The following is a 12,942-nucleotide window of genomic DNA, read 5'->3' on the forward strand; positions in this document are numbered from 1 at the left end:
CCTCTTCCCTTGCTGCTCGGCTCGGAGTGCTGCTGCCGCTGGGCGGCCCGGCGTGCGTGCTGCCGGTGCGGGTCAGAGCGCGGCGAACGCCGCCGCGCGGTCGCGCAGCAGTGCCGCCGTCTCGGTCATCAGCTGCTCGGCGACGGCGTCGACGTGGCGCGACTGCCAGGACTCCAGGACGGTGCCGCGCGCCCAGGAGTTGAAGGCGCCCATCGCGGGCCCGCAGTAGATCAGGTAGTCGACGGTCCTGCCGGGTTCGCCGCGTCGCGCCAGGTCGAAGCCGCGGTCGAGGTAGGTCTTGAAGGCCTCGGCCATGTGCCGCTTGGGGTCGCCGCCCGGAGCGGCGGACGGGAGCGGGCCGCGCAGGAACTTCTCCTCGATCTGCCGCCGGGTCGCCGCGTCGACGGCGTCGAGGGAGTCGTGGCGGCGCCACAGGTCGTGCAGTTTTCCGGCGCGCGCCGGGAGGAACACGCCGCGCTTGACGACCTGGGCGCGTACGCCGAGTTCGAACATCTCGGGGGCCGGCGCGAGGGCCACGTCGTGGACGTCGAGCGTCTGGAGCAGGTCCTTGACGACCGTGCTGGTGTCCGCCTCGGGTGTGCACTGGTTGATGGACCCGGTGAGCAGGAAGTCCGCGCCGAGCAGGAACGCGGCGGCGGCCGCCTCCGGGGTGCCGATGCCGCCGGCGGCGCCGACGTGCACGCGCGGGCCGCGACCGGCCGCGGCGTCGCGCAGGCGGAGCACGGCGGGCAGCAGGGTGGCGAGGCTGCCGACGGCGTCGTGCCAGCCGGAGCCGGTCTCCACGCACAGGTCGTCGGCGAGCGGCACGTCCGCGTACCGCGCGGCGTCGTCCGCGGAGACCTGCCCGGACGCGACGAGTTCCCGGACGGTCGCGGGCGGGGCGGGCGCGAGGAAGGCGGCGGCCATGTCGGTGCTCGACACCTTGGCGAGCACCCGCCCGCCGCTGAGCCGGTACCTGACCAGGGCCGGGGTGATCCGCAGGAACCCGGAGGCCTCGACGGTGCGGACGCCCTTGCGCAGGAAGAGGTCGACGAGGGCCGACTCGCGGTGCGGGTCGGCGTGCTGGTGCAGCAGGTTGGCGCCGTAGGGCCCGTCGGCGCCGAGGCCGGCGCGCACCGCGTCGAGCCCCGTCCCGATCTCGTCGAGGGAGAGGCCGCCGGTGCCGAAGAAGCCCATGCCGCCCGCCTTGGCGAGCCGCACCAGGAGGTCCGCGCCGGACACGCCGCCGTACATGGACCCTGCGAGGTAGGCGTAGCGCAGGCCGTGGCGCTCGCGGAACGCGGCGGCGCCGAGGGCGGCGGGGCCACCGCCGGTCCGGGCCACGACGGGCTCCGCATCCGCCACCGGAGCCTGTGCCGCCGGCGGTTCCGGCACCGGAGCCTCCGCCGCCGCCAGGGGTTCCCCCGCCAGCGGCTCCGCCTCCGACCTGATCTTCGCGACGAGCTTGTCGAGGACGCGTCCGGGCCCCAGTTCCACGAACGCGAAGTCCCCCTGTCCCATGAGGTAGCGGATCGTGTCGGTCCACCGCACGGGCGAGGCGATCTGACGGGCGAGCTGCCGCGCCACCTCGCCGGGGCGGTAGGGCCGGGCGTCCACGTTGGCGATGACGGGCACGGCGGGGTCGCGCAGGGTGAACCCCTCCAGGAAGCGGCCGAACTCCTCGGCCGTGTCCCGCAGGTAGCGGGAGTGGAAGGGGGCGCTGACGTTGAGCTGCACGTAGTGTGCGCCGAGCCCTTCGAACACCGGCTTGGCGGCGGTGATCAGCTCGGCGGGCCCGGCGAGCACGAACTGGCCGGGCGCGTTGTGGTTCGCGATGTCCAGGCCGGTCAGGCCGTTCTCGGCGAGGGCGCGCTCGACGGTTTCGAGGTCGCACTTGAGGACGGCCGCCATGCGTCCGCCGTCGGCGCGGCTCATCAGCTCGCCGCGGCGCGCGACCAGACGCAGGCCGGTCTCGAAGTCGAAGGCCCCGGCGGCGAACAGCGCCACGTACTCGCCGAGGCTGTGTCCGACGAAGCAGGCGGGCGGTTCCGGGTCCGCGCGCCGCTCGCGCAGCCAGGCGAGGGCGCTGACGACGTAGAGGGCGGGCTGGGTGAACTGGGTGAGCCTCAGCTCGCGGCGCGGGTCCTCGACGCACAGTTCGCGGATCGAGTAGCCGAGCACCGAGTCGGCGAGCGCGGTCTCCTCGGGGAACTCGTCGAAGAGGTCCTTGCCCATGCCCTTGGCCTGGCTGCCCTGGCCGGGGAATCCGTACACCTTCATGGAGCCGTCCTTGGATACGGGAGTCTGACGACGGGGCCTGGTGGCCGGCACGGCTGCGCGCACGGCGGCGAGGGAGCGGGTGTCGTCGCCCAGCGGGCTCAGCAGCGGCAGTGACCGGGAGCGCGACGACGCGGGCAGGCCGTTGCGGGCGAAGTTGTGCAGGGTGCCCGACGGGCCGAGGTCCAGGTACTGGAAGGGGCCGCGCCGCTCCAGCGCGGCCAGCGTCGCCTCGTACTCGATGGGCAGCCGGGTCGCCCGCCACAGGTGGTCGACCGTGACGCGGTCCACCTCGCCGCCGGTGGCGCAGGAGACGACGGGGAGGCGCGGCGGCCGCAGCTCGGCCCGCGCCATGACGGACCGGAACAGCGGCTCGCCGGAGTCCATCCGGCGCGAGTGGAAGGCGTACGGGACGGGGACGCGGTGGCACACCACCTTGCGGGCCCGCAGCTCTTCCTCGGCGGCCGTCAGGTCCTCGTGGGAGCCCGAGAGGACGAAGTGTCCGGGGTAGTTGCGGGCGGCGACCTCGGTGCGCTCCCGCAGCAGCGGCACGCGTCGGTGCAGCGCCACGTCGTCCAGTACGGCGAGCATGCCGCCGCGCGGCGCGGTGCGCAGCGCGGCGGCCTGGCGGACGAGCAGCCGCAGGCACTCCTCGGCGTCGAGGACGCCCGCGAGCACGGCCGCGGTGAACTCGCCGAGGCTCGCGCCGAGCAGCAGGTCGGGTTCGACGCCGTACGCCATGAGGGTCTCGGCGGCGGCGAGTTCGACCATGACGATCGCGGGGTGGGTGAGGGCGATGTCGTCGAACGGTTCGGCGCGGCTCCGGCCCGGCGCGTACAGGGCGGCGAGCACGGACTCGCCGAGCTCGTCGGCCGCCGCCGCGTCGAGGCGGTCCATGACGCGGCGGAACACCGGTTCCGTCTCGTACAGGGCCGCTCCCATGCCGCTGTACTGCGAGCCCTGGCCGGAGAACTGGAAGACGACGGGGCGGTTCAAGCGGGGTCACCGCCCTGCTGTTCGCGTATGTCCGCGACGCGGAACTCGCCCTCGTGGAAGACGCCGAGGCCGGGCGGGGCCGCGCGCTCCTCCAGGGCGGCGTCGGCGAGTTCGCCCACGGTCCTGCCGAGGCCGTCGAGCATGGCTTCGAGCACGCCCTGGAGCGCCAGCAGGAGCCGGGTCGCGGCGGCGTCGGTGACCTGGTCGCGGTGGTAGGACAGGTGCACGGTGACGACGTTGGTGGGGAAGACGTCGAGGCGCAGCGGGAAGCCCATCTTGGAGACGAAGAACGCCGTGCCCGCGCGCTCCATGGTGTCCACGCCGACGTTCTGGAACACGATGTAGCTCTCGCAGGGCAGGGTGCCCTGCGGCAGTTCGCTCCAGCCGAGGACGGTGTCCAGGGGTGTCGTCTCGTGGCCGCCCATCTCCACGAGGGCGCCGAGGACGTCCTTGAGGAACGCGCCCGCCTCGCGGTCGCGGTCGACGCGGGTGCGCAGCGGCAGGATGTTGAAGGCGGGGCCGACCATGGTGGAGAGCGCGTCGGGGTCGGCGACCGGCGAGGAGCGCCCGGCGAGGAGCACGCCGTGCGTGACGTCGTCGGAGGCGGTGTACGCGGCGTTGACCAGCGCCCAGGCGCCCTGGAACAGGGCGTTGAGCGGGAGGTGGGCGCGCTGGGAGAGGCGGCGCAGGCCGAGGGTGGCATCCCGGTCGAGGGTGATGATCTGCCGTGCGCAGCCCTCCTCGGCGGGCTGTGCGGGCAGTGCGGCGCGCACCCCGGCCGACAGGGGGGTGGGCCGGGTAAGGCCGGCGAGGGCGCGCCGCCAGTACGTCTCGGCGGGCCCCGTGGGCAGGGCGCGTGCGCCTTCGACGAACCTCTTGAACGCCAGCCTCTCGGGTGCGGGTTCCGGGGAACGCCCGGTCGCCGCCGCGGCGAGCAGTTCCTGGAGCCGGTCGGTGACGATCTCGAAGCTCCAGCCGTCCAGGCAGAAGTAGTTGAGGCTCACCACCACGAGCGCGGTGTCGGCGTCGAGCAGGGCGACCAGGTAGCGCAGGCCGGAGGCGGCGCCGAGGTCGACGCCTCGGTCGCGGTCGGCGGCGAGGTAGGTCTCCAGGCGGGCGTCCTGCTCGGGTCCCGCGAGGCCGCGCCAGTCGGCGAAGGCCGTCTCGGGTGCGGCCTCCTCGTGCACCACCTGCACGGGTTCGGCGAGGCCTTCCCAGGCGAAGGTGGTGCGCAGCAGCGGGTGCTCGGAGATGAGCTGCCGGAGGCATGCGACGAAGACGTCCTCGCTGAAGTCGGAGACCGTCAGGAGCTGCATGCGGTGCACGAGGAAGAGGCCGGGTTCGGGGTGTTCGCGCCACTCGCCGAGGGCCCACTGCTGGAAGGGTGAGAGCGGGTAGACGTCGAGGACGCCGGGCGCTTCGGACAGTGCGCGCAGCGCCGCGTCCGCGTCCGCGTCCCGGCCGGTGGCGGCCCGCCGTTCGGGGGCGGGGGTGTCGGCGGCGGCGCGCTGCTCGTCGAGCGCCGCCGCGAGCGCGGAGATCGTGCCGTGCCGGAAGACGAGCTGCGGGGCGAACTCCAGGCCGCGCTGCCGGGCCTTGGCGACGACGTGGATGGTGTGGATGGAGTCGCCGCCGAGCTCGAAGAAGTTGGTGTGCACGCCGACGTCGTCCACGCCGAGCACCTCCGCCCACAGCTCGGCGAGGACGTGTTCGGTGGGGGTGGTGGGTTCGGCGGCGGCGCCGTCGGCGTCGCCCTGGTCGGGTACGGGCGGCAGCGCGTCGCGGTCGAGCTTGCCGTTGACGCCGACCGGCAGGGCGCGCAGCGGCAGGAACGCGGCGGGCACCATGTAGTCCGGCACGCTGTCCTTGAGGAAGCGGCGCAGGTCGCGGACGAGTTCGGCGCCCGCGCGGTCGAAGGCGGGGTCGTTCGTGAGGGGCTCGGCAGGCAGGGGGCCCGTGAGGTCGAGGCGGTGGGCGCCGGTGCGGCTGAGCAGGACCGCGTAGCTGCCGTCGGTGGTGTCCGGCATCCAGGAGACGGTGACGGTGCGGCCGGTGTCGGCGCCGAGGCGCCACCATTCCTCGGGGTCCACGTGGGCGGCGGTGCCGGTCCCGGTGTCGCGGACGAGTTCCCCGACGATCTCCTCGGCGTCCTTGTCGCGCAGCCGCTCCCGCTTGGCGTTGACGGCGGCGAGGCGGGCGTTTCGCACGCCGCGCACGGCGAGCGCCCCGGGCCGTTCCTCGTCGAGGCGCCTGCGGACCCCGGCGAGGCCGCCGGCGTCGGCCCAGTCGAGCGTGACGACGTCGGTGTCGGGCGCGGTGGCGCGCGCCGAGACGTGCAGGACGGCGTCGTAGCGGTAGCGGGTCAGTTCGTTGTCGTGGCGGCCCCTGCGGAGCTGTACGTCGACGCCGCTGATGTCGGGCCGTTCCGCGCGCAGGGCGGTGAAGAAGGCGGGGTGGACGAGGAGTTCCTGCTCCTGGCGCGTCCGGCGGGCGATGCGTCCGCGCAGCCGCCCGGCGGGGAGCTTCGCCGTCGCGCGGCTCAGCTCGACGTCGGTGTGGAAGGTGTCGAGCAGCGCGAGGTTGCGCAGATCGCCCACGAAGACGGCGCCGTCCCCGGCGAGGCTGTCCAGGGCGTGGCCGAGCACGGTGCGCAGGTAGGCGCCGTCGGGGAAGTACTGCGCGACGGAGTTGATGATCACCACGTCGTACGGCTCGTCGCCGGCGCCCGCGCTCTCGTCGGCGGCGCGGTGGGAGAGGGTGACGCCGGCGAGTTCGGGGCGCTCGGCGATCAGCCGGGTGCGGACGAAGTCGAGGGCGGCCTTGGAAATGTCGGTGCCGTGGTAGCTCTCGCAGTGCGGGGCGATGCGGGAGAGCAGCAGGCCGGTGCCGCAGCCGATCTCCAGGACCCGCCGGGGTCCGAGGGCGAGGATGCGCTCGACGGTGCCGTCGACCCACTCCCGCATCTCCTCGGCCGCCAGCGGCTCACCGGTGTAGCTGCTGTTCCAGCTGACGATGTTGAAGTCCGCCTCGCGCGCGTCCGTGCCCTGCGCGTAGGCCTGGTCGAAGACCTCCGCCCACTCGGCGACCCGCTCGGCCATCGGGTCGTCGCCCTCGGTGGCGCGCGCGGCGGGCGCGGTGTCGGGGACGACGTAGGCGACGAGCTGCTTGTGGCCCGTCTCGCGCGGGTCGTCGCGGGTGACGACGGCGGCCTCCACGACGTCGGGGTGCCGCATCAGGGCGGCCTCGACCTCGCCGGGTTCGATGCGGATGCCGCGCACCTTGACCTGGAAGTCGGCGCGGCCCCGGTACTCGATCGCGCCGTCCGGCAGCAGCCTGGCCAGGTCGCCGGTCTTGTACAGCCGCTCGCCCGGCGCGCCGAACGGGTCGGGGACGAAGCGCTCCTCGGTCAGCTCGGGCCGGTTGTGGTAGCCGCGGGCCACCTGGACGCCGCCGATGTGCACCTCGCCGACGACGCCGACCGGCACCGGGTCGAGCCGTTCGTCCAGGACGAGGACGCGGGTGTTGGCGATGGGGCGGCCGATGGGCACGACGCCGCGCTCGTCGCCGGGCACGCACTGCCAGGCGGTGACGTCGACGGCCGCCTCGGTGGGCCCGTAGAGGTTGTGCAGCTCGGTGCCGGGCAGCTTGGCGAAGAACCGCTCCTGGAGGGCGAACGGCAGCGCCTCGCCGCTGCACACCACGCGCCGCAGGTCCGCGCAGCGCCCGGCGAGGCCGCCCTCGCCGCCGTCCTGGCCGAGGAAGACCTGGAGCATCGACGGCACGAAGTGGGCGGTGGTGATCCGCTCGTCGCCGATCAGCTCGGCGAGCCTGGCCGGGTCCTTGTGCTCGTCGGGCCCCGCGACGACGAGGGTGGCGCCGGCCAGCAGCGGCCAGAAGAACTCCCACACCGAGACGTCGAAGCTGAACGGCGTCTTCTGGAGCACGCGGTCGGTGGCGTCGAGGCGGTAGCGGTCCTGCATCCACAGCAGTCGGTTGACGATGCCGCGGTGGGTGTTGAGGACGCCCTTGGGCTCACCGGTGGAGCCCGAGGTGTAGATCACGTAGGCGAGCGTGTCGGGGCCCGCGCCGTGCGCGAGGGGTCCGTGCGGCTCCTCGGCGATCTCCGCCCAGCGGGTGTCGAGGGCGAGCACCTCCGCCTCGGTGGGCGGCAGCGCGGCCCGCAGGTGCTCCTGGGTGAGCACGATCATCGGGGCGGCGTCGGCGAGCATGAAGGCGCGGCGCCTGGCGGGGTGGTCGGGATCGACGGGGACGTACGCCGCGCCGGACTTCAGCACGCCGAGCAGCGCCACGACCAGTTCGACGGAGCGCTCGGCGCAGACGGCGACGGTGCGCTCGGGGCCCGCGCCGCGGCCGCGCAGCCAGTGGGCGAGCCGGTCGGCGCGGCGGTCGAGTTCCGCGTAGCTGACCTGTTCGCCGCCGAAGACGACCGCGGGCGCGTCGGGGGTGCGTGCGGCCTGGTCGGCGATCAGGTCGTGCAGGCAGCGCTCGGCGCCGTCGAAGGCCTGCGCGGTGTCGTTCCACTCCTCGACGATGCGGCGGCGGTCGGCCTCGGGCAGCACGGGCAGCCGGGAGACGGCGAGGCCCGGCCGGGCCGCGGCGGCCTCCACCACGACGCGGAAGGCGTCCATGAGGCGGCGCACGGTGCCGGGCTCGAAGACGTCGCGGTTGTACTCGACCTCCACCAGGAGTTCGTCGGCGCGGTCGACGACGCTGATCCACAGGTCGAACTTGGAGGTGCCGATCCGCACGCCCTCGATCGCCTCGATGACCAGTTCGTCACCGGGCTTCATCTCCCTGGCGGGCAGGAAGTTGAAGCAGACCTGGAACAGCGGGTTCTGCGACAGGTACCGCTCGGGCCGCAACGCGTCGACCAGGACCTCGAACGGCACTTCCTGGTGCTGCTGGGCGCCGTTGACGACCTCCTGCACCCGCCGCAGCACCTCGCGGAAGTCGGGGTCCCCCGCCATGTCCGTCCGGTAGACGAGGGTGTTCACGAACATGCCGATCAGCGGTTCGATGTCGACGTGGGTGCGGTTGGTCACCGGGGAGCCGACGGGGATGCCGCTCTGGCCCGTGTAGCGGTGCAGGAGGACGTTCAGCGCGCCGAGCAGCACGACGAACAGGCTGACGCCCTCGCGGCGGCTCAGCGCCTGCAGCTCGTCGCGCAGGGCGGCCGGGTAGACGTCCCTGAGATCGCCGCCCTCGAAGGTCTGGACGGGCGGCCGCGGCCGGTCGAGGGGCAGCTCCAGGTTCTCCGTGCCCTCGCCCAGCTGCCGCCGCCAGTAGTCGAGCTGGTTCTCCAGGCGCTCACCGGACAGGTACGCGCGCTGCCAGACCGCGAAGTCCGCGTACTGCACGGCGAGTTCGGGCAGCGGGGACGGCCGGTCCGCGGCGAACGCCTCGTACAGCGTGAAGAGTTCCTGCCAGAACAGGCCGAGCGACCAGCCGTCGACGACCACGTGGTGGGCGTTGAGCAGCACCACGTGCAGCTCGGGGGCGAGGCGGTACAGGGTGACGCGCAGGAGCGGGCCCGTGGCCAGGTCGAAGGGGCGGCGGCCCGCCTCGTACACCAGGGCGTCGAGCCGCGCCGGGTCGTCGGTGACGTCGACGAGTTCGACGGGGACGCGGACGTCGTCCACGATCTCCTGCCACGGCTCGCCGTTCTCACTGGGCAGCCGGGTGCGCAGCGACTCGTGCCTGCGCACCACCTCCTCGGCGGCCCGCTCCAGGGTCTCGCGGCGCAGCGGCCCGCGGACGCGGAAGCTCATGGGCACGTTGTACGCGGGGCTCTCGGGCACCATCTGGTCGAGGAACCACAGGCGGCGCTGGGCGAAGGAGAGCGGCGGGCGGTCGCTCGCGGGGCGGCGCGGGATGCGGGTGGTCCCCGAGGTGCGGGCCTTGCCGCTCAGCTTCTCCAGCAGGGCCCGCTTCTGCGGGGACAGCCGCGCCTTGCGCGAGGTGGCGAGATCTTCGCGGGACATGCGGGGGAACTCCTTGGTGGTGTCGGCGGCCCTCGCCGGTTCACGCGAGCGGCGGGCGTACGGTCCGGTTCACGCGAGCAGGGTGGCGACGGTCTCCTCGGGCAGCTCGTCGATGCGCTCGATCAGCTCGGCCTCCAGCATCTCGACCATGTCGGCCAGGGTGCGGGCCTGGAACAGCTCCCCGAGGTCCAGCTCGAAGGGGAAGCCGCTCTTGAGGCGGGAGATGATCTGGGTCGCCAGGATCGAGTCGCCGCCCACCTCCTGGAAGTCGTCGTCCGGGCGGACCGTGGTGACGCCGAGCACGTCGCGCCACGCGTCGGCCACCAGCTCCTGGAGCGGACCGCCCGACTCCCGTGCGCCCGACTCCTCACCCGCCGGGGCCTCGGGAAGCGGTCCCGGGACGGGCGCGGCGACGCCCGGGGCGGGGGCGGCGGGCAGCACCGCCACAGGCTCACCCGAGCCGCGCGCGCCCTCCTTCTCGGCGAGGACGACCGCCTGGTAGGCCTGGTCCTCGCGCACGGGGGCCGGCGACAGGCTGCGCACGGCGCGGAAGCCGCCGCGCTCCAGGGCCTGGCGCCACAGGGAGACGCTGAGCAGCGGGGAACCCGGCAGGCGGCAGTCGTCCTCGTAGGCCCACCAGCCGCCCATCAGGCCGAAGGTGAGGGTGAAGAAGTCCTGCGCCCGCGTGGTCTCCAGGAGGATCAGCACGCCGCCGGGGCGCAGGAGCTGCCGGGCGTGGGCCAGGGTGTCGTCGATGCTGCGGGTGGCGTGCAGCACGTTGCAGGCGAGGACGACGTCCTGGCTGCCCGCCGCGAAACCCTGGTCGACGGGCGGCGACTCGATGTCGAGCGGCGCGAAGGTGACGTAGGGGTGGTCCTTGCCGTACTGGTTGCGTCCGTACTGGGTGAAGCCGCGCGAGATGTCGGTGTAGACGTAGCTGAGCCCGCCGTCCGTGCCGTCGAGCGCGGGCAGGACCTTGGCGGTGGTGCCGCCGGTGCCCGCGCCGATCTCCAGGACGGAGACGGCGGCCCCGGGGTCGCGTTCGCGCCGGGCGCGGACGTAGCGGGCGACGAGTCCGGCCACCAGGCCGTTGGTGTCGCCGTCGCTGTGGTAGACGGCCTCCACGGCGTCGAACGAGCCGCCGGGGAACAGCACTTCGTGCGCCTTCTTGCGGCCGGTGAGGACGTCGGGCATCTCCTCCAGGCAGAGCGTCAGAAGGTGGAAGTAGCCGTCCATCTCGGCGTACTCGGTGGTCACCTCGCGCTTGAGGTCCGCCAGTTCCCTCTCGTCCCAGTCGAGCCCGCCGGGCTCGGCGACCAGGTCCGTGGTGAGCAGTTCGTCCCCCTCGGCGCGCAGGTAGCCGCCTTCGGTGAGGACGCCGAGGAGCCCGTGGAACAGCGCGCGGTGCTCGTCCACGACGCCGAGCCGGGCGGCCAGCCCGTCCTCGGTGTGCCGCTCGCCCGCCGCCGCGAAGACGTCCATGCGGCGCAGCGAGGCGAAGAGCATCCTGCGGCAGACGCCGGTCAGTTCGCGCACCATCACGTCGGAGCGCAGCGCGGCTTCGAGGTCCCCGGCGGCCGGGTCGGAGCGCAGGTGTTCGGCGGCGGCCTCGTCGAGGTCGGCGAGGACGGAGGGCACGGCGTCCGCCGCGCACGCCGTACCCGCGCCGCCCTGCCCCGCCGGTCCCTGGGCGGCGCCGTCCGCCCAGACGTGCGGGAAGACGTCCCGTGCGAAGGGGTGCCCCGGCAGGGCGACGCGGCGCGGCGCGGCGCCGGTGTGCAGGCGCGGCCAGTCCACCGTCGCCCCGGTGACCCAGGCCGCCGCGAACTCGTCGACGTCGCGGCCCGCGGGTCCGGTCGCGGGGCGGCGCTCGGCGGCCCGGCCGCTGTAGGCGCCGGGCACCGCGGCGGCGCCGCCGGCGAACGCGTCGAGGCGGCCGAGCAGTTCCCCGGTCGACGTGGCGGTGACGGCCAGGCGCTCGGCGAAGGCCTCGCGTCCCACCTGCAGGGTGTACGCCACGTCCTGGAGCGTGAGGTCCCCGGCCGCGCGCAGGTGGGCGGCGAGCGCGGCGGCCTTCTCGCGGAGCTGGTCCTCGCTCTTGGCGGACAGCGGGACGACCATGCGGCGGCCGGGCACGGGCGCGGCCGCGGGGCGGTCGGCCACGTACTCCTCGATGATGACGTGGGCGTTGGTGCCGCTGTACCCGAAGGAGCTGACGCCGGCGACCCGGGGCGCGTCGCCCTCGCGGTCCCAGGCGGCCGGCTCGCGGCTGACGTAGACCGGGCTGTCGTCGAAGTCGGCGTGCTTGTTCTCGGTGCGGAAGTTCGCCGCCGGGGGCAGGGTGCCGTGCCGCAGGCACAGCAGCACCTTGATGGCGCCGAGGACGCCGGCGGCGCCCATGGTGTGCCCGATGTTGGCCTTCACCGAGCCGACGGCGCAGAACTGCCTGCGGTCGGTGAACTCCGCGAACGCCTCCGTGAGGCCGTGCACCTCGATCGGGTCGCCGAGGCTGGTGCCGGTGCCGTGCGCCTCCACGTAGCGCAGGCGGCCCATGTCGACGCCGCCGCGGCGGTAGACGTCGCGCAGCAGCGCGCTCTGCGCGGCCGAGCTGGGCGAGGTGATGCCCGAGGTGCGGCCGTCCTGGTTGGTGCCGCTGCCCCGGATGACGCCGAGGACCCGGTCGTTGTCGCGCACCGCGTCGGAGAGGCGCTTGAGCACCAGTACGCCGACGCCCTCACCGACCAGCATGCCGTCCGCGTCGGCGTCGAAGGGGCGGCAGGCGCGGCCGGGTGAGACGGTGCCCAGGGCCTCCATGGTGACGAAGGTGCCGGGGTGGTTGGCCACGTACACGCCCGCGGCGAGCGCGAGGTCCGACTCGCCGTCGAGGAGCAGCCTGCGGGCGATGTCGACGGCGACGAGCGAGGACGAGCAGGCGGTGTCGACCGTCATCGCGGGGCCGCTCAGGTCGAGCTGGTAGGCGAGGCGGGCCGCCATGATGCTGGTGTCGGCGCCCATCAGGGCGTGCGCGGAGTACTCCGCCTGGGGCGCGAGCCCGGTGCTGCCCACGATGGTGGCGACCGCGCGGCCACGCAGCGCCGACGGGTCCTGGGCGGCGTCCTCCAGGGCGTGGTAGCAGGATTCGAGCAGCACGCGCTGGGCGGCGTCCATCGCGGCGGCCTCGCGGGGCGCGATGCGGAAGAACGCCGGGTCGAAGCGGTCGCTGTCGGCCATGCGCCCGTAGCGCGGCGCCGCCGCGTCCGGGAAGTGCTCCTTGAGGAGGGAGAGCGCCACCGGGTCGGTGACCTCGGTGGTGCGGTCCTCGCCCGAGCTGATGACCTGCCAGAGCTCGTCGGGGTCGCCCGCGCCCGCGGCGCGGCAGTGCATGCCGATCACCGCGACGGCCTCCGGCGGCGCGTCGCGCTCCAGCCGGCCCGAGACGCGCGCGGCGAGCCCGTCGAGGTCACCGGCGCCGCTGACCGCGTCGGTCGGGAGCGTGGTGCCGAACCGGGAGTTGATCTCCTCGGTGAGCGCCACGGCCGCGGTGAGGCCGAGACCCAGCTCGTCGAAGGGCGTACGCGAGACCTGCTCGGGGGTGACATCGAGGACACGGGCCGCGAGTTCCGACAGCGCCTGCTTGACGTGGGGCGACATTGACTCTGTATCTCCT

At 74.1% G+C, this 12,942-nt stretch carries 3 protein-coding genes; all 3 read right to left on the reverse strand.

Annotation, left to right across the window (positions count from 1 at the left end; translation table 11 throughout):
- Positions 1-72: 72 nt before the first annotated feature.
- Positions 73-3,273 carry an ACP S-malonyltransferase gene (gene fabD, locus DCW30_RS03290; protein ID WP_076682360.1) on the reverse strand — a complete coding sequence of 1,067 codons (3,201 nt, stop codon included), beginning with the start codon at positions 3,271-3,273 and terminating at the stop codon, positions 73-75.
- A complete protein-coding gene (locus DCW30_RS03295; RefSeq protein ID WP_076682362.1) occupies positions 3,270-9,275 on the reverse strand; it encodes a non-ribosomal peptide synthetase in 6,006 nt (2,001 codons plus the stop codon). The genes fabD and DCW30_RS03295 overlap by 4 nt, the downstream gene beginning before the upstream one ends.
- Before the next feature lie 69 nt (positions 9,276-9,344).
- A complete protein-coding gene (locus DCW30_RS03300; protein WP_076682365.1) occupies positions 9,345-12,926 on the reverse strand; it encodes a beta-ketoacyl synthase N-terminal-like domain-containing protein in 3,582 nt (1,193 codons plus the stop codon).
- Positions 12,927-12,942 lie beyond the last annotated feature (16 nt).

Origin of the sequence: Streptomyces alfalfae (assembly GCF_004127445.1) — a bacterium.
Lineage (GTDB): Bacteria > Actinomycetota > Actinomycetes > Streptomycetales > Streptomycetaceae > Streptomyces > Streptomyces alfalfae.